General features: G+C 67.6%; 9 protein-coding genes. All 9 read right to left on the bottom strand.

The features are described 5' to 3' along the window. Nucleotides 1–127: 127 nt before the first annotated feature. On the bottom strand, nt 128–1,537 hold the full coding sequence (locus tag Q0907_RS14190) for a sugar porter family MFS transporter (protein ID WP_299345942.1): 1,410 nt from the start codon (nt 1,535–1,537) through the stop codon (nt 128–130). 46 nt (nt 1,538–1,583) lie between these two features. Next, nucleotides 1,584–2,918, bottom strand: coding sequence for a xylose isomerase (gene xylA / locus Q0907_RS14185; RefSeq protein WP_299345939.1), 1,335 nt, complete (start codon nt 2,916–2,918; stop codon nt 1,584–1,586). Between the two features lie 45 nt (nt 2,919–2,963). After that, on the bottom strand, nt 2,964–4,457 hold the full coding sequence (gene xylB / locus Q0907_RS14180; RefSeq protein ID WP_299345936.1) for a xylulokinase: 1,494 nt from the start codon (nt 4,455–4,457) through the stop codon (nt 2,964–2,966). Between the two features lie 13 nt (nt 4,458–4,470). Then, a complete protein-coding gene (locus Q0907_RS14175) occupies nt 4,471–6,831 on the bottom strand; it encodes a glycoside hydrolase family 95 protein (RefSeq protein ID WP_299345933.1) in 2,361 nt (786 codons plus the stop codon). 7 nt (nt 6,832–6,838) lie between these two features. Next, nucleotides 6,839–9,673, bottom strand: a complete 2,835-nt coding sequence (locus Q0907_RS14170; protein ID WP_299345931.1) for a TIM-barrel domain-containing protein — start codon at nt 9,671–9,673, stop codon at nt 6,839–6,841. A 67-nt stretch (nt 9,674–9,740) separates the two neighbouring features. Then, nucleotides 9,741–11,432, bottom strand: coding sequence for a DUF5597 domain-containing protein (locus Q0907_RS14165; RefSeq protein WP_299345928.1), 1,692 nt, complete (start codon nt 11,430–11,432; stop codon nt 9,741–9,743). Next, a complete protein-coding gene (locus Q0907_RS14160; protein ID WP_299345925.1) occupies nt 11,422–13,329 on the bottom strand; it encodes a sialate O-acetylesterase in 1,908 nt (635 codons plus the stop codon). The genes Q0907_RS14165 and Q0907_RS14160 overlap by 11 nt, the downstream gene beginning before the upstream one ends. Further along, nucleotides 13,326–15,524 (bottom strand): cellulase, encoded by a 2,199-nt coding sequence (locus Q0907_RS14155; protein ID WP_299345922.1) that lies wholly within the window; start codon nt 15,522–15,524, stop codon nt 13,326–13,328. The genes Q0907_RS14160 and Q0907_RS14155 overlap by 4 nt, the downstream gene beginning before the upstream one ends. A gap of 121 nt (nt 15,525–15,645) precedes the next feature. After that, complete coding sequence (locus Q0907_RS14150) at nt 15,646–18,597, bottom strand: TonB-dependent receptor (protein ID WP_299345919.1); 2,952 nt, start codon at nt 18,595–18,597, stop codon at nt 15,646–15,648. Nucleotides 18,598–18,801 lie beyond the last annotated feature (204 nt).

Genomic DNA, 18,801 nt, shown 5'->3' with positions numbered 1-18,801 from the left:
GGAGTGGCATCGGCGGCGGTCGCGGGCGCGGCCGCCTTGTCGTCGCCCTTGCAGGCGACCAGCGCCAGCATCAGGGCAGCCACCAACGCGCCGGTGCGCGCGAGGGAAGTGCGGGGGGTCATCGTCTTCATCCTTCCATCTGCTCCAGTTCCTTGCCCTTGGTCTCGTGCACGTACTTCAGCACGAAGAAGACCGAGATGATCGCCGATACCAAGTAGATGCTGTAGGTCGCGGCCAGGCCGATGGCGGCCAGCAGGATCGGGAAGGTCACCGTGACGGCGAAATTCGAGGTCCACTGCGCCGCCCCGGCCACGGCCAAAGCCGATCCGCGGATCTGGTTGGGGAACATCTCGCCCAGCATCACCCACATCACCGGGCCCCAGGAGATGTTGAAGAACACCACGTAGGCATTGGCCGCCACCAGCGCCAGCGTGCCCATGCCTTCGGGCAGCTGCAGGTGGCCATCGACCAGCGAGCCGCTGGCGAACGCCCAGACCACCAGCGCCAGCGACACCGCCATGCCGGCCGAGCCGATCCACAGCAGCGGCTTGCGGCCGATGCGGTCGATCAGCAGCACGGTGACGATGCAGGCGCCGATGCTGAGCGCGCCGGACAACACATTGATGGCCAGCGCATCGTTCTCGGAGAAGCCCACGGCCTGCCACAGCACCGCGCCGTAATAGAAAACCACATTGATGCCGACCAGCTGCTGGAACGTCGCCAGGCCGATGCCGACCCAGACGATGGGGCGGATCTTGCCGGTCGTCTTGTTCTTCAGATCGGACAGCTGCGGGCGGTGATGGTCCTGCGACAACGAGGCATCGATTTCCGCGAGCTTGACCTGTGCCTCGACACCGCCAAACAGGCGCGTCAGCACGCGCAGCGCTTCGTCCTTGCGGCGCTTCACCACCAGGTAGCGCGGGCTTTCCGGAATGGTGAGCAGCAGCACCAGGAAGATCACCGACGGCACCGCCTGCATCCAGAACATCCAGCGCCACGCGGCATGGCCGCCCCACAGCGCTTCGGTCGAGGCACCCGCCTTGGCGGCGAGCAGGTAGTTGGACAGGAACGCCGCGGTCAGGCCGCTGATGATCGCGATCTGCTGCACCGTGGCGAGCCGGCCGCGATAGCGCGCCGGTGCGACCTCGGCGATGTAGGCCGGCGAGATCACGCTGGCGGCGCCCACGGCGAAACCGCCGATCACGCGCGCGATGACGAACACGACCGACGAGGTCGCCACACCTGCGCCGATCGCCGAAAGCAGGAACAGCACCGCCGAAATGATCAACACGTTGCGCCGGCCGAGGCTGGCCGCCAACCGCCCCGCGCTGAACGCGCCGACCGCGCAACCGAGCAGCATCGAGGCCACCTCGAAACCGAGGCCCGCCTTGGTGGAACCGAATGCCTGCTGCAGGCCGTCCACGGTGCCGTTGATGACGCCGCTGTCGAACCCGAACAGGAATCCGCCGATCGTCGCCACCACGCTGATCAGCACGATCAGCTTGGTGTTCTCGCCCCCGGTCATCGCCTGGTTCATTGCTGTCCTCTTCCTCGAATCGTGTTGTCGTTGCGACCTGCCGCGCTCAGCGCAGCAGGTACTGGTTGAGCAGGTTATCGTAACGCTCCTGCTTGCCGCTGGTCTGCTTCGGTTCGCCCTGCGTCGCGGCCAGCGCTGCCAGATCGGCCAGACCGAGCTGGCCGGTCTCGAAGTCCTTGCCCTTGCCGCTGTCGAAGCTGGCGTAGCGCTCCTTGCGCCACTGCTCCCACGGCGACTCGGTCAGCAGCGCGTGCGCCACTTCCAGGCCGCGCGCGAACGCATCCATGCCGCCGATGTGGGCGATGAACAGGTCTTCCAGATCGGTCGATTCGCGACGCACCTTGGCGTCGAAGTTCAAGCCGCCTTCCAGCCCACCCTGGCGCAGCACCACCAGCATCGCGCCGACGGTGTCGTACAGATCGGTGGGGAACTGGTCGGTGTCCCAGCCGTTCTGCGCATTGCCGCGGTTGGCATCGATGCTGCCCAGCAGCCCGTGGTCGGAGGCCACCTGCAGGTCGTGCTCGAAGGTGTGGCCCGACAGCGTGGCGTGATTGGCCTCGATGTTGAGCTTGAAGTCCTTCTCCAGCCCATGCTCCTTCAGGAAGCCGGCCACGGTGGCGCTGTCGAAGTCGTACTGGTGCTTCATCGGCTCCATCGGCTTGGGCTCGATCAGGAAGTTGCCCTTCAATCCGATGCTGCGGCCGTAGTCGCGCGCCACCGTCAGGAAGCGGGCGAAGTGCGCCACTTCGCGCTTCATGTCGGTGTTGACCAGCGAGGCGTAGCCCTCGCGGCCGCCCCAGAACACGTAGTGTTCGCCACCCAGTTCGACCGTGGCCTCCAGCGCCGCCTTCACCTGCACGGCGGCACGCGCCACGACGGCGAAGTCCGGATTGGTCGAGGCGCCATTCATGTAGCGCGGGTGCGAGAACAGGTTGGCCGTGCCCCACAGCAGCTTGATGCCGGTCGCGTCCTGGCGCGCTTTCGCCAGGCCCACCATGTGCTTGAGGTTCTTCTCGTACTGGCCGATGTCCTCGGCATCCGGGGCCAGGTCGATGTCGTGGAAGCACCAGTACGGCACGCCCAGCTTGGTGAAGAACTCGAACGCGGCATCGACCTTGGCTTCGGCCGTGGCCATCGGCGAGCCGGCTTCCCACGGGAAGTGGCGCGTGCCCGGGCCGAACGGATCATGGCCGGCGTTGCAGAACGTGTGCCAGTAGCAGACCGCGAAGCGCAGGTGCTCCTGCATGGTCTTGCCGCCGATCTTCTTCTGCGCGTCGTAGACCTTGAACGCCAGCGGGTTGTCCGAGCCGCGCCCTTCGAAGGGGATGCGGCCGATGCCGGGGAAGTATTCCTGGGCGCCGATGAAGGGCTGCGTGCTCATGAGGCGGTGTTCCTGTGGTTGTGCGAGGTGTCGCGTGGGGGGACGTCAGCCGCGTTGCAGCGGCGTGACGGCATCGAGATGTCGGAGGAAGCGGGTGTAGGCCGTCGCATACGCGTGCGCGCGGTCGGGATCGGGGCGCGTGGACAGCGCGGGATCGGTCGCCACGTGCGCGCGTGCGAGGTCCGCGATGGAGGCCGCATCGCCATCGGCACGGCCGACCGCCCACAGCGCCTGCAATGCCGCACCGAACGCGGCACCCTCCGATTGCACCGGCACATCGACCGGCAGGCCGAACACGTCGGCGACCAACTGGCGCCACGCCGCACTGTTGCTGCCGCCGCCGGTCAGCACGATGCGCTCGAAGGCCATGCCGGCGCGCACGAAGGCATCGAAGCCGTACTTCAGGCTGTAGGTCGCCCCTTCCATCGCCGCACGGTAGAGGTGCGCCGGGGTCATGTTGGTCGGGTCCATCCCGGCCAGCACGCCCTTGCCGAGCGGCAGGTCCGGGGTGCGCTCACCGTTGAGGAAGGGCAGCATCACCAGCCCGTCCGCGCCGGGCGGGGTGGCCTGCAGGTGGGCATCACCGTCGCGCGTGCTGAAGCCGAAGGCCTTGGCCACCTGTTCGGTCGCCACGGTGCAGTTCATCGTGCAGATCAGCGGCAGCCAGCCGCCGGTGGAGGAACAGAACGCGGCCCAGGCACCGTCGGGGTCGACGACCGGCACGTCCGAGTAGGCGAACAGCGTGCCCGAGGTGCCCAGGCTCATCGCCAGGCGGCCCTCCTCCACGCAACCGGTACCGATGGCCGCCATCATGTTGTCGCCGCCACCGACGGCGACCTTCGTCGTGGCCGGCACCCCCAGTCGCGCCGCCATGGCGGGATCGATGTCGAACAGCGCGTCGGGCGGCGCGATCGGCGGCAGGCACGCAGCCAGGTCGCGGTCCGCATCGGTCGCGTGCAGGAGTTCCTTCGACCACGTGCGCGTGCGCACATCGAGCCAACCCGTGCCGGAGGCATCGCCCCACTCGCAGAAGCGCTCGCCGGTGAGGACAAAATTGAGGTAGTCGTGCGGCAGCAGGATCGTCGCCAACCGGGCGTAGGCCTCGGGGCGATGCGTCTTCGTCCACGGCAGCTTCGAGGCGGTGTAGCCGGCGAGGATCGGATTGCCTGCCAGCGCGATGGTTTGGGCCGCACCGCCGACCGCCTCCATGATCTGCGCACACTCGGCCGTGGTGCTGGTGTCGCACCATAGCTTCGCCGGGGCGAGTACTTCACCTTGCGCATCCACCGGCACGAAGCCGTGCTGCTGGCCCGACACCGACAGCGCGGAGATGCGCGCACGCACAGCAGGATCGATGCCCTCGAAGCAGGCCTGCATCGCCGCGACCCAATCGGCGGGATGCTGCTCGCGGCTGCCGTCGTCCCTACTGATCAGGCCAAGCGGCGCGCTGGCGCTGGCCACGATCGCCCGAGCCGCGGCGTCGTACACCACCACCTTCACGCTCTGCGTGCCTGCATCGATGCCCGCAACCAGACTCATCGGATGCCCTTCTTCATGCTTCCACCAGCGCGCCGTCGCGCAGTCGTACCGTGGCAGAGGTGCCCGCGGCGAGTTCAAGATCGAGCGTGCGGCCTGCATGGACCAGCTGGTAGCGGCCGCCCTTGTCCGAATGCAGCGTGGCGCGTGCGAGTCGCCCTGCTTTCCATGAAAGATCCAGGCGCGCCGCATTGCGCACGCGCACGCCTTCGAGTTCGCCGTCGCGCCATGACGACGGCAGCGCGGGCAGCAGGAAGATCGATCCGCCCCAGCTCTGCACCAGCATCTCGACGATGCCGGCGGCGCCACCGAAGTTGCCGTCGATCTGGAACGGCGGGTGCGCGTCGAACAGGTTCGGGTAGCTGCGCTGCGGCGACAGCAGCATGCGCAGGATCTTCAGGCTGTGCTCGCCATCCCACAGGCGTGCCCAGAAGTTCAGCCGCCACGCGATGCCCCAGCCGGTGGCCTCGTCGCCGCGGATTTCCAGCGTGCGTTGCGCGGCGCGTGCCAGCTCGGGCGTGTCGCGCAGGTTGATCTGCGCGCTCGGGTGCAGGCCGTAGAGATGCGAGATGTGGCGGTGGTGGATCTCGGGCGCCTGCATGTCCCAGTCCTGTTGCCACTCCTGCAGCTGCCCAGCCTTGCCGATCCGGTTGGGCGGGAGCTGCGCGCTCAGCGCGGCCAGGCGTGCGGCGAAATCGGCGTCCACGCCGAGCACGCGCGCCGCTTCGATGCACTGGCCGAACAGGTCGCGCAGGATCTGCGCATCCATCGTCGGGCCGGCGCAGATCGCCGCGCCGAACGGATGTTCGTTCTCCGGCGACAGCGACGGCACGGTGACCTTGTGGCCGGTCTGCGGATCGTCCTGCAGCGTGTCGACGAAGAACTGCGCGGCGCCCTTGAACAGCGGCCAGACCTGCTTCAGGTAATCCGCATCGCGCCCGTAGTCCCAACGATCCCACAGCGCCTGCAGCAGCCATGCACCACCCGTCGGCCACAACGCCCAGCGCGCGCCATCCGGCGGCGTGGCGGCGCGCCACAGGTCGGTGTTGTTGTGGAGCATCCAGCCGCCGGCGCCGTACATGTCGCGGGCGACGCCGGCACCGGTCTGCGCCAGTTCCTCCAGCATGCGCTGCAGGGGTTCGACGCACTCGCCCAGGCCGTTCTGCTCGGCCGGCCAGTAGTTCATCTCGGTATTGATGTTGACCGTGTACTTGCTCTCCCACGGCGGATCCATCAGGTCGTTCCAGATTCCCTGCAGGTTGGCGGGCTGGCTGCCCGGCCGCGAACTGCAGATCAACAGATAGCGTCCGTATGCGTGGTACAGCGACACCAGTGCGGGATCATTGCCTTGCGCGAACGCGGCGATGCGCTCGTCGGTCGGCAGGTCCGCTGCGGCGGTGCGGCCCAGGTCCAGCCGCACGCGATGCAACAACCGGCGGTGCTCGGCGAGATGCTCGGCGAGCACGCGATCGAAAGCCTTTCCCTTCACCCGTGCCAGCTGCGTGGCGGTGATCGCGTCGGGATCGCCGCTGACATCGTCGTGCGCGACGTGGCTGGTGGCTGCGACGATGCGCAGCTCCAGCTCGCGCACGCCATCGAAGGCGATCTGATCCTGCTCCACCCGCAGCTGGCCCTCACGGTGCGCAACCTGCACGCGGAAGGCGAAGCGCAAGCGGCCTTCGATGCCGTGCTTTCCGACGTTGCGACCGCTGACGTGCCAGCCGCCGTCGACGATCCGCGTGGTCGTCGCATGCTCGTTGCCGGTGCGGATCCGGCCGATCATCGCGTCGCCGCCTTCGACGGTGTAGCGCACGACGAGACACTGGTCGACCGACGACACGAAGACCTCGCGCCTGTGCAGGCCCGCCCCCACGCGGAACAACGTGCGTGCGACGGCGGCATCGAGATCCAGCTCGCGCCGGTAGTCGGCCACGCCGTCCAGGCGGTCGAACTGCAGCCACAGGTTGCCCAGCGGCTGGTAGGCCATCTGTTTCACCGGCCGCGAGATCAGCGTGTCGTCGGCCAGCGCGGCGGCTTCCGCGTAACGACCCGCGAAGATCAGCGCGCGCACCTGCGGCAGTCCCTCGCGCGCTTTCGGATTCACTGCCGAATACGGCCCGCCCGCGTACAGCGTGTCCTCGTTGAGCTGCAGGCGCTCATGTGCCACCCCGCCGAAGACCATCGCACCGAGCCGGCCGTTGCCGACGGGCAGCGCCTCCACCCAGACCCGCGCCGGCTGGCGATACCAGAGCGTCATGCCGGCGCCCGACAGCGCGTCGCCGGCCCCGGCAGGTTCGGCACCGTGGGTGCTCGGGATCGCGACGGTGGCCAGTCCGGCCGCCGTCGCTTTCAGCAGGTCGCGTCGGTTGAACTCCATCGACCCGTCAGCGCTTCTTCACCACCAGCGCCTTGCCGTCGTAGCTGACGGTGACGTCGCCCCGCGGTTCCAGGGTGCCGGCATCGGCGCGCGGACCGTCGATGAAGCGCACGCGCACCTCGCGCGACGCGACCATGCCGGGATAGCGGCCTTCGCGCGCACCGATGCGCAACTCGCCGCTCTTCTCGTTCCACGCCAGCGGAATGCGGCTGGATTCGCCGCGTTCGTAGCCGTAGCTGCGGCCGTTGTCCTCGTACAGCGAGAACGTACCGTCGGCGCCGGTATAGACCTCGATCGTCAGCGGCGCATCGGGCTTCTCGTCCACGTACTGCTGCACTACCGTGCGCGGCACGATGGCGCCGGCACGGACGAACAGCGGCATGCGCTGCAGCGGTGCGGCCGCCTCGATCGTCTGGCCGCCGTCGTAGCGCTTGCCGGTCTCGAAGTCGATCCAGCTCGTGCCCGCGGGCAGGTAGACCGGGCGCGTGGTCGCCTTGAACGTCGTTACCGGCGCGACCAGGAACGCGGGGCCGAACAGGTACTGGTCGGCGATGTCGCGCACCTTGGGATCGGACGGGAAATCCATCGCCAGCGTGCGCAGCAGGGTGCCGTCCTGGTGCCAGGTGTCGCCGGCCAGCGTGTAGATGTACGGCAACAGCGTGTAACGCAGCTTCAGGTAGTGGACGAAGCTGTCGTAGTGCGGCGTGCCTTCCGGCGCGATTTCCCAGATCTCGCGGTACGGTAACTGGCCGTGCAGGCGGAAGATCGGTACGAACGCGCCGTGCTGGAACCAGCGCAGGCTCAGTTCGCGCCATTCGGCCAGGTGCGCAGGATCCTTCGTCTCGTAGCGCTTCTCCGGCGAGAAGCCGCCGATGTCGAAACTGACGTTGGGCGCGCCCGCCATCGAGGCATTGACCAGGCCGGAGATCTGCTCGCGCAGGTCGTCCCAGCGCGGCACGATGTCGCCGCTCCAGAACGCCGCACCGGCGCGCTGCTGGCCCGCGAAGAACGCACGCGACAGGATGAAGACGCGCTTGTCGGGATCCTGTTCCCGCGAACCGCGGTAGACGCCTTCGGAGTGCACCAGCGGATACGAGTTGAAGAACTCCGTCGACGGGCCCAGCGCGGTCGGCGTGGTGCGCGCCTTGCGCTCGCCGATGTCGATGTTGCTGTGCAGGTCGGGCTCGCTCGCGTCCAGCCACCAGGCGTCAAAGCCTTTCGCGTTGAGCTTGCCGTTGATCTGGCGCCAGAAGATATCCTGCGCTTCCTTCGAATACGGGTCGTAGAAGGAGTTGAGATAACCCTTGCCGATCCAGTCCAGCTCGCCCACCTCGACATTGCGGTGGTACATGTGGCCGGCGGCGTCCAGCTCCTTGTAGTTGGCCGTAGTCGGATAGAACTTCGGCCACACCGAAATCATGATCTGCGCGTGCTGGTCGTGGACGTGGTCGACCATGCCGTCCGGATCCGGGAAGTTCTTCGCATCGAAATCGTGCGAACCCCAGGCGTCTTCCGGCCAGTACGACCAGTCGAGCACGATGGCGTCGATCGGCAGCTTGCGCTTGCGGTACTCGTCCAGCGCGCCGGTCAGTTCGGCCTGGGTCTTGTAGCGCTCGCGGCTCTGCCAGAAGCCGTACGACCACTTCGGCAGCAGCACGGCCTTGCCGGTCAGCGTGCGGTAGCCGGCCAGCACCTGGTCGGCATCGTCGCCAGCGACCACGTAGTAGTCGATGGCCTGCGCGGCCTCGGACCAGATCGACAGGTCCTTCGCCTCATCGGCCGGCAGCGGATCTCGATGCAGCAACGCGATGTACGCCGGCTCGATGCGGTCCCACACCAGCTTCACCTTGTGCCGCTGGCCGGCCTTCATGTCCATGGCGAACTCGTGGTGCCAAGGGTTCCAGTTCTGGCGCCAGCGGTCGAGCACGAGCTTGCCGTCGACGTAGAGCTTGGCGTACTCGCTGTTGTACAGCGAGAACGTATGCCGGCCATCGCTGCGCGCGGCGATCTCGCCTTCCCACACCACGTCGCTGCGACCGCCCTCGGCCAGGTTCTTGCCCGCGGCCGGGAAGTTCGCCAGGTCCTTGATGTACTGGTAATTCACTTCGCTCTCGCGACGCTCGACCACCTGCTTGCCGTTGACGGTGTAGCGCGCCGTCAGCGCGCCCGGCTTGCCCTGGGCGTCGAACAGGTCCAGCGATGCGCCCAGCGGCTGCAGGCCGCGCGGATCGCCGTAGCGGGTGATCGCGTTGCTGTCCCAGAGGATGCCGTAGTGGCGCGTGGAGACGAGATAGGGAATCGCCTTGTCAATGTTGTGCTGGAGCAGTTCGACATCGCGGCCCTTGAGGTTCATCCAGCCCTGCTGGTGCAGGCCGGTGCCGTAGAAGGCCTCATCGTCGGGGGATTCGAAGCGCTGGCGGATGGCGTAGTAATCCTTGCCCTCGACCTTGGCCGGCGTGAACGTGCGCGTACGCTCGGCCAACAGCGGCTTGCCATCGGCGTCGAAGAAGCTGACCTGGCCCGTGCGCGCATCGACCTTCGCCGAGATGCCCTGGGTGCTGACCGTCACCTGCCCGCCGGATTCGCCCACGTTCACCGCCGGCGGTGCGCCTGTCTTCGCGCGCATCAGGCTGGGCGTGCGCGCGAAATCCCCATCGGGGTCGGCCATCACGCGCAGGATGCCCGGCGCGACGGCTTCGACCTTCACGTCGGCGGCGGTCGCATCGGCCGGCCGCACGATCACGCCATGGTCGATTTTCTCGACCGCGTCCTGCCCTGCGGCGTTGGCGCCCGCTGCGGCCAGGGCCAGCAGCGGCACCGTCAACGTCTTCAAGTAACCCATCGCTTGCTCCTCGTTCGGGCGCGTGGGCACCCGGGTTCTGGGACCGGCGGGCCGGTCCACGGATCGATCAGTAGGTCGCCAGCTTCACGCGCAGCAACTGCGGGACGCTGGAGAAATTCAGGCCGTAATCGGTCTGGTCGCCATTCCAGCGGCGACGGAAGACCCACTTGCCGTCGACGTAGGTGCCTTCGTCGACGTACTCGTAGATCTGCCGCGCGGCGACGGCCGGGTCTGCCGCATCGATGTTGATGCGCGCATGCGCGCCGGTGACGAGGAACTCGTCCGGCCCAAGCTGCACTATCAGCGCGCGGCCGATCGGTTCGGGATTGCCCGGCGGCTCGCCCTGGAACCAGAACTGCGGCACGCCGTAGGTCACCGTCATGTTCCAGCGGTCATCGATCTTCACCGTCTGCACGGCCTGGCCGGGCTGCTCGGCGGTGGCGCGCACCTTGCCGTCGAAGCTGGCCTGTGCGATCACGCGCGCCGCCGGCTTCACCATCGCGTAGTTCATCGCGAAGGTGGCCAGCGTCTTCTCGTCCATGTGCTTGGCGCCGAGCGGCCAGTTCGAGTAGCGCGAGTAGTCGATGCCGAACGGCGACCAGCCGATGGCCTGTTCGCCCAGGGCGGAGAAGAAGTAGCGTGCGTATTCCTCGCGGTTGCCGGTTTCGGCGACGAACAGCGGATTGTCGGGGCGCGAGTAGCGGTCCAGCACCGTGGTGTAGTGCGTGTATTCGGGCATGTAGATGTCCGGCGCAAGCAGGTCGATATGCGGCGCGGCGGCCTTGTACACGTCCAGCACGTTGTCGGTGGGCCCGCCGCTGGCGTACTGCCCGGGCTGGCCCGGATTGAACGGCCCGCGCAGCGCGGCGTTGATGTACATCGGCAGCGGATAGACCGCCTTGCCGGCCTCGGCGACCTGGTCGATGTAGTGCGCGATGTGCCAGGCGTGGAAGTACTCGTCCGCGTCGGCGCCGAACACTTCGCGCCATGTGCCGGGCGTCTTGCCGAGCTTCTTCAGCAACGCGTCGGGCACCGGGCCTTCGAACACCTTCTGCGCCAGCGGCGAGAAATCGCGCACGCTGCCGTAGGTGCCGGGTTCGTTCTGCGGCTGCACCATGATGACGGTGCGCTGCGGGTCGGCGGCCTTCAGGTGCGTCATCAGGGCGACGAAGGCCTTGCGGTCGGCGTCCAGCGTGGCCTGCGCATGCGGCGACAGGGAATTGAGCGTGCGACCATCGGCGGTGATGACGCGCGGGAAGCGCGTGTTGTCGAGCTTGACCCAGGCCGGTGCGTAGTTCGGGCCGTTGTTCTTCCAGGTCGCGAACCACAGCAGCACCAGCCGCACGTTCTTCTCGCGCGCCTGCTTGAGCAGCACGTCGACGAAGGAGAAGTCGAAGGTACCCTCCTTCGCTTCGACCTGTTCCCAGGCCACCGGCACCATCACCGTGTTCGGCTTGACCACGTCGATGGCGGGCCAGACGTCGTCCAGCGCCTGCGGCCAGTTGCTGGAGTTGTTGACCTGCGCGCCGAGGATCAGGAACGGCGCGCCGTCGACCATCAGTGCGTGGCGTCCGTCCCTGCTGACGATCTGCGGGATCGGCGTGGCACCGGACGCATCGGCCGCGCCGTCGCCCTTCGCCGTGGCTGGCGCATCGCCTTTCCCGGCGGGCTGGCAGGCGGCCAGACCAAGCAGCGCGACGAGCGACAGCAGCAACAGGCGGCGGGGCATCATCGAAGGCATTCGGGAGTCACCATGCATCGGTACGGAAAGGCGAAGCAGGCAAGCCCGCCGCGTTGATCAGGTCGGCGTCGGCCGGGTTGTCGGACCAGCCGTAGCGCACGGCTACCGGCGCCTTCACTAAGTCGCTGCGCACGACGACACGACCGTCGATGAGCGAGGCCTCGGCGGGATGGAAGACGCTATCGGCACCGGCCAGTGCGAAGCCGTGCACGCGCGTGCCGCCTCCGCGCACGGCAAGGGCGCTGCCGCCATCGTCGAAGGCAAGGGTCGCGACGCCGTCCGAGAACTGCGCCTGCGTATGGACCGGCCCGTGGTAGACCAGTGATTCGCCATACGCGACGTGCCGCGCCGCCAACGCAAGCCGCTTGCCGACATCCTGCTTGTTGAGCGGATGGATGTCGGTCGGATTGCCGATGTCGATGGTCACCACCTGCGCGGTGGCCAGCAACGCCAGCGTGGCCGACTGCGATTCGCGCAGCATCGCCCACGGGCTCTGGTCGCCCTGGTCGACGCCGGAAGAGAAGTTCGCCAGCTGCACCCACAGGAACGGCATGTCGGGGGCCTGCCACTGGCGGCGCCACTGCTGGATCAGGGCCGGGAACTGCGTGCGGTACTTGAGCGCCTCCGGCACCGTGTTCGCATTGGATTCGCCCTGGTACCAGATCACGCCGCGGATGGCATACGGCTGCAGCGGATGGATCATCCGGTTGTAGAGCAGCGTGGGGTGCTGGTTCTTGTCGTCGACCAGCGCCACGGTCACGCGCGACGGGCGGAACGACCAGTCCGCCAACGGACGCGCACTGCCGCTTGCTGGCTGCACGAAGACCTCCGCCGGCTCGCCGTGGATGCCACCGCCGCCGCCGAAGTCCGACACGCGTACCGCCACCTGGTTCACGCCCGCGCGCAGCGCCGTGGCAGGCACGCGGTAGCGGCGCGGCTGGTTGTACTGCATGCGCGTTTCGCCGACCTGCACGCCGTTGACCCAGGTGATGTCGGAATCGTCGATGCGCCCTACGCCCAGCGTCACGCCGGCGGCGGCTTCCTCCGCGCTCAGCGTGAAGGTGGTGCGGTACCACGCCACGCCATCCAGCCCATTCCAGCCCGTTTTCTCCCACAGCGAAGGCACCGTGATCGGCACCCAATCGCGGGTATCAAGGTCGCGCTTCTCCCAACCGGTGTCGTCCGCCGGCCAGGAGGCCCAGCGTGCCAGGTGGGCGTGCGTCTGCTGCAGCGCGCGCGTGTCGGCGTCGCGCAGTCGTTCTGCCTGCGCCCGCAACGCAGAGGCATCGACACCCTGCGAGGGTGCATCCATCCAGGCCTCGATCCGGCTGCCACCCCAGGTACTGTCGATGATGCCGATCGGCACGCCGGTGACCTTGCGCAATTCGCGGGCGAAGAAATGGGCGACGGCGGAGAACTTCGGCGCGGCCTGCGGCGAGGACGCCACCCATTCGCCGCCTTCGAGCTGTGCCTGCGGTTCGCCGGACCACGACTTCGGAATCTTGAAATGGCGGATCTGCGGATCGGTCGCGCGTGCGGCTTCGGCCTCGGGGTTCGCCGACTGCGCGATGGGCCACTCCATGTTCGACTGCCCGCTGGCCAGCCACACGTCACCGACCAGCACGTCGCGCAGCACGCGCGGTTGCTTGCCATCGTCGATGCGCATCACGTGCGGACCGCCCGCCGTCTGCGCGGGCAGCGCCAGCGACCAGCGTCCATCGGCTGCAGCCTGCGCCGTGGCCTCGCGGCCGGCGAAGGTCACGTGCACGCGCGCGCCTGGCGCGGCCTCGCCCCAGACGCGCACCGGCTGGTCGCGCTGCACGACCATGCCGTCGGCGAAGATGCGCGGCATCTCGACCGCCTGCGCCGCAGGGATGGCCAACAGGCCCAACAAAAGCGGGACAGCTCGAATCATTCCGGATCTCCGTACCAGATGCCGCGCCCTTCGGTGCCGAAGTAGACGCGGCCATGCAGGCGGGGATCGCCTGTCACATGGCGGATGATGCCGCCGAATCGCAGTGCGTCACCATCGATGCGACGCCAGCGGCGTCCGCCATCGTCCGAACGGAACAGGCCACGCTGCCCACGCACTTCGCCGAACACGAACAGGACGGGCGCGTCGCCCTCCTTCGCCGGCTTGCCCAGCCCCACGGACATGACGTTGTCCACGCCGGGCACGCGCTCCAGCTTGCCGGGCGCGAGGTGCAGCAGGCCGCGCCACGATGCGGCGATCCAGGCTTCGCCCATCTTCTCCGGGTGTGGCCGGATCTCGGCGCGATACCAGTCGCCGATCTCGCCGACCGGCGCGCGCACTTCGTCGAAGGCGACGCCTCCGTTGCCGCTGACGTAGAGCTTGCCGCTGATCGCATCGAAGCCGTAGTAGATCCCTTCATCGACGCGATCGGCTTCCACCACCGCGGTCTTCGGCAGGCCTTTCACCGGTTGCCAGCGTGCGCCCATGTCGGCGGTGATCCAATGGTGTTCGCCATTGCGCGGATGCCAGATCGCGCGCTTGCCGTCGGCGGCGAGCGTGATCTGCCCGGCACCTTCGCCATCGGCCGGATCGGTCGCGAAGGCGGTCCAGGTACGCCCGCCATCATTCGACCACCCGCCACGCACCGCGCCTTCCGGCCGGTTGTGGAAGTAGCCCGTGCGCACCATCACCTGCGGGGCGCGGCCGGCGAAGGCCAGGCTCTCCGTGTTGGAGAAGCGCACGCCGGCGAAGCGCTGCTGCGAGACATCGAGATCGTCGTGGACGAAGCCGTCGACGTCGCCGAGGCCGCTTACCAGGTGCGCGCCCTGCGGCGGACTGGCCAGCGCCAGCGGGACGGTTTCCTCGAAGCCGGCCTGCTCGAAGCGCCATTGCATCGTGGCACCGGCATCGAACGCTCGCGCGTTGGTGGAAGCCCATACGCCATACCCGGTCACGAACAGCAGGCGGTCCGGATCGGACGGATCGATCTCGAGATCCGCCATCCAGTGCGGCTTGGCGTCCTGCGTCCACGGTGCGGAGGCATGGTCGAACCCGGACCGCGGGAACAGCGCCGTCCACGTGCGGCCGCCATCGAGGCTGCGATAGATGTCGTCGTGCGGTTGGTACCGGCGGAACGTACTGGCGATGATGACGTCGGGATTGGTCGCATCCGCCGCCACGGCGCCCCAGCCGAAGCCGGCATCGGCCTTCGAACGACGCACCGGCGTGATGTCTTCCCAGCGATCGCCGGCGGGGTCGAAGCGCCAGACGGCACCGTCGGCCATGTTGTTCGGACCGGGCTCGTCGCCGTAGCTCAGCAGCCAGCGGCCACGCGCATCGCGCACCATGTGGCTGGGGCGCAATCCGACCGGCTGGCCGGGCACGGCCTGCCACGTCGCGCCACCATCCCGCGAACGATACAGGCTGGTTTCGTTCGTCGAGACACCGGCGTAGATCGTCTTCGACGGCACGCCGTTCGTGCCATCGACCGGATCGAATACGACGAACGCGATGCCCACCGGGCGCAGCTCGCGCCACCCCATTGCCCAGGCCGACCGGGCCTTGGCGATCGCGGGAAAGCCGGCGCTCTCGCGCCACGTCGCGCCGGCATCGTCGCTCCGCCACAGACCGTTGGCGCGCGTGCCGAACAGCAGTACGCGGCCGTCGTTCGGATCCACAGCGAGGCGTTCCCCGTTGCCGCGCCCCTGTTCGTTGCCACCGAGCTTGAACGGCAGCGCAGCGCGCTGGAACGTGGCGCCGCGATCGTTCGAACGCAGGATCACGCCGTCCTGTCCACGCTCGTGCAGATAGGTGCCGACGGCAAGATAGAGGCGATCGGGATCGGACGGATCCAGCGCGAGGCTTTCCACGCCGAAGCGACCGCTGTCGTCGTGGCCCATCCAGTCCATCAGGGGTTGCCAGCGCTGCTCGCGCGGCTGCCAGCGGTACGCGCCACCGATGTCGGTACGGGCGTACAGCAAGCCTTTCTCGTGCGGATGGAAGACCAGGCCGCTGACGAAACCGCCGCCGCCGATGGCGACATTGCGCCAGCGGTAGCCGGTGACGTCGTCCTTCGCCGCCGCGCCGGGCACCAGCAGGAAAACGAACAGCGCGAGGGTCAGGCGAAGCGTGAGCACGGAATCTCCTGTCGGGGAACAGCGGTGCGCCGGCAGGAAGCACACCTCGGGCGCCGCATCGGGCGTGCGCCGGTCCATCGAAGGAACGGCCGGCGATACCGGCCGTTCCCGGGGTGCTGCATCAGAACGTGAAGCGGAGCGTCGCGGCGTAACGGCGGTCGTTGACGTACCACGACGTGATGCGCTTGCCTGCGCCGTTCTGGTCCATCAGCGTGCGCTGCTCGGCATTGTTGAGGTTGTTCATCTCGAGACCGAACTGCACGTTGTCGGAGAAGCGATAGAAGATCGATCCGTCGAGCTGGCCGAAGCTGTCGCTGTACACCGGCAGCTTCCACGGGATGCCGCCGTCGCCGCCGTTGTAGCCGTTCGGGCCGATCGACAGCAGGTACTCGCTGCGCCAGTTGTAGGCCAGGCGAACCTGCCACGGACCCTTTTCGTAGAACGCCGCGACGTTGTACGAATTCTTCGACAGGCCATCGGCCGGCAGATCGCCGAACAGCGAACCGTCGGTGTCGACGGGCACCGCGTTGGAGGCGGCCGGAATGCTCGTGGAGCTGTCGATGTAGGTGTAGTTGGCGGACATGCCGAATCCGTCGAATGGCGCGGGCAGGAAATCGAAGAACTGGTTCCAGCCGATCTCCGCGCCCTGGATCTTCGCCTTGCCGACGTTCACCAGGCGGGAAACGCGATAGTCGTACTCGTTGCCATCGACGCCCGGATAGGCGAGCAGCTCGGTCTGCTGGCGGAAGTAGTCCTTGATGTCCTTGTAGAAGAAGTTCACCCAGGCCATGCCGCCGCTGTCCGGCGCGAAGTACCACTCCAGCGAAAGGTCGAACTGGTTGGCCTTCATCGGCGTCAGGTACGGGTTGTCGGTGGAACTGCCGGTCAGTTCCAGATCCTCCGGGCCAAGCTCGTCGCCCGGCTGCGGACTGACGCCGTCCCGGACCGCCACGCTGAGCACCTGGTAGGCCTGCATGTCGCTGAAGGCCGGTCGTGCGATGGCCTTCGATGCGGCGAAGCGGACGACCCAGTTCTCGGCCGGCTCCCACTTCACGTTCGCGCTGGGCAGCACGTCCGTGTACGAATTCTCTGCGGAGATCGGTTCCGACTGGCCCGTGCCCAGGTACGGCGCGAACGCGTTGTTCGGGTACACCAGATAACCCTTGGCGCTGTTCTCCGTGCGCACCACGCGCACGCCGACGTTGCCGTCGATGCGCGCCTGGTCCATCGCGAAGTTCAGCATCGCGTAGGCGGCGTAGGTGCGCTCGTTCTGCACGTTGCCCCACTGCGGATCGGCGAGGTTGCGCGGGGTGATCTGGCCGTAGCAGCAGGTGTAGTACGGGACTGCGGCGCCGTGGATGTCGAGGTAACTGTTCGGGAAATCGAGCGCGGTGGACAGCACGGGCGAGTAGAACGAGCCCGGCGTCGACGCACCGCCACGGTAGAAGTTGTCGAAGGTGATCAGGTTGGTCAGGCTGGAGTTGACCGTGCCGTTGAGGTCCAGGCCCGGCAGCGGCACGCCGCCCGGCAGCGCCCACCACTGCATCCACGGCTGGAACACCGGCTGCCAGTCGTAACCGGTGTCGATGCTGTGCGCATCGCGGTCGGTGACGCGCACGCCGAACTTCACCGAATCGAAGACGTTGCTGTCGAAGCTGTGCTTCAGGTCCGCGCGCCAGGCGATTTCGTCGGCGGTGTTGTCGTCCTGGTGGTCCATCGTGAACCCCCAGTAGTAGTTCGCGGGGTTGGCGGTGAACTGGTTGTCGACGCCGATGCGCGGCACACCATGGCCCAGGTCGATGTCGATGTAAGGCACGTTGAGGCCGAGCGACACCGTGGAATCCAGCGCTTCGGTGTTCGCCTTGATGTACTGCACGTCGGTTGAGAACTCGGTGCGGTCGCTGAACAGCCACTTCAGGCCGAACGAGTAGTCGGTGGTGTCGGACTTGCGGTGCGAGGCGCGGATGTCCGTGCCCATCGGGATGTCGCCGTTCGACCGCAGGCGGCCCGAAACGAACACGTCGCCATCGAGTTCGTACGGCTCGCTGGCATCCACGCGCACCTGCAGCGGATCGTTGGAGACGAAGATCGCGTCTTCGTACCACAGCTCGTCGTATCGGCTCTGGAAGGCGGTGGCGAACAGCTCCAGGTTGTCGTTCGGCCGCCATTGCAGCGCGACGTAGGCGCCCTGGCGTTCGCGTTCGTATTCCAGCGTGCGCCAGTCGGCGCCGCGCGGCAGCCACAGGCTTTCGTTGGTGCCGTCGTTGTTGAGGTCGGAGTTGGCGGTATTGAAGAACGGCCGCACGAACATGCCGTCGGTACGCGTCGCCAGTTCGGAATGGGCCAGGTTGACCAGGATGCCGAACTCGCCTGCATCGGTGTCCCAGCGGTTGCTGAAGAGCACCGAGCCCGAGGGCTTCAGCTGGTCGGCGAAGTCGCCCTTGTTGGCGCTGAACGACATGCCGAACCGGCTGCCTTCGATGTCGAACGGCATGAAGGTGCGCAGGTCGACGGTGCCGCCGAGGCCACCTTCGATCATGTCGGCCTTCTGGTTCTTGTAGACGTCCACGCCGGCCATCAGTTCGGCTGGCACGTCCTGGAAGCTGAGGCTGCGGCCGCCGGACGCGGAGAAGCTGTCGCGACCGTTCAATTCGGAACGGACCTGGGTCAGGCCGCGCACCTGCACGCCGCCACCTTCTGCGGAGAAGTGCTCCGGATCGCCGACCGTCAGGAAGCGATCGATGGTCACGCCGGGGATGCGCGACAGCGTTTCGGTGACGCTGCGGTCGGGCAAGGCGCCGATGTCGAGCGCGGTGACCGAATCGACGAACGTGTCGGCGTCGCGCTTGATGTCCTGCGCCCGGTACACGGAACCGCGGATGCCGGTGACGACGACCGCATCGAGTTCGGTGGGCGTATCGCCCTCTTTCGCCTCGGTCGTGGCCTCCTGCGCGAACGCAGGCGCCGACAGCAGCAACGCGATGCCGAGAGCGAGGACGGTGGGTTGCAGGTGGCGGCCGGCGGAACGGCCCGCACGGGGTCCAGCCGCGATGCGGCGCTGACGCGTTGACATGGATGTTCCCTCCCAGGACACATGGCAAACGATGGAGTTGTGGTCCTGCCCGGACGTCTTCGCGCCCCGTGGCCGGATGAAGCGATGGCGGCTGCGGCCCCCGGCCGCGGTCGTCGATGGTTCGGTCTTTCCCGTGGGGCGCCGCGGCAACGTCGGCCTTGCGACCGGTGCCTGGCGCTCACCTGGCGGCCGTGGGACCGCCTT

Source organism: uncultured Pseudoxanthomonas sp. (genome assembly GCF_947498795.1).
In the GTDB taxonomy this organism is placed as follows: Bacteria; Pseudomonadota; Gammaproteobacteria; order Xanthomonadales; family Xanthomonadaceae; genus Pseudoxanthomonas_A.
The sequence above is the reverse complement of the archived record's forward strand: the minus strand, read 5'-3'. Positions and strand labels throughout refer to the sequence as shown.

Coding starts and splice junctions, on each gene's coding strand:
- Q0907_RS14190 (WP_299345942.1), bottom strand. CDS start 1,537: ATGAACCAGGCGATGACCGGGGGCGAGAACACCAAGCTGATCGTGCTG.
- Q0907_RS14165 (WP_299345928.1), bottom strand. CDS start 11,432: ATGCATGGTGACTCCCGAATGCCTTCGATGATGCCCCGCCGCCTGTTG.
- Q0907_RS14160 (WP_299345925.1), bottom strand. CDS start 13,329: ATGATTCGAGCTGTCCCGCTTTTGTTGGGCCTGTTGGCCATCCCTGCG.
- xylA (WP_299345939.1), bottom strand. CDS start 2,918: ATGAGCACGCAGCCCTTCATCGGCGCCCAGGAATACTTCCCCGGCATC.
- Q0907_RS14175 (WP_299345933.1), bottom strand. CDS start 6,831: ATGGAGTTCAACCGACGCGACCTGCTGAAAGCGACGGCGGCCGGACTG.
- Q0907_RS14150 (WP_299345919.1), bottom strand. CDS start 18,597: ATGTCAACGCGTCAGCGCCGCATCGCGGCTGGACCCCGTGCGGGCCGT.
- xylB (WP_299345936.1), bottom strand. CDS start 4,457: ATGAGTCTGGTTGCGGGCATCGATGCAGGCACGCAGAGCGTGAAGGTG.
- Q0907_RS14170 (WP_299345931.1), bottom strand. CDS start 9,673: ATGGGTTACTTGAAGACGTTGACGGTGCCGCTGCTGGCCCTGGCCGCA.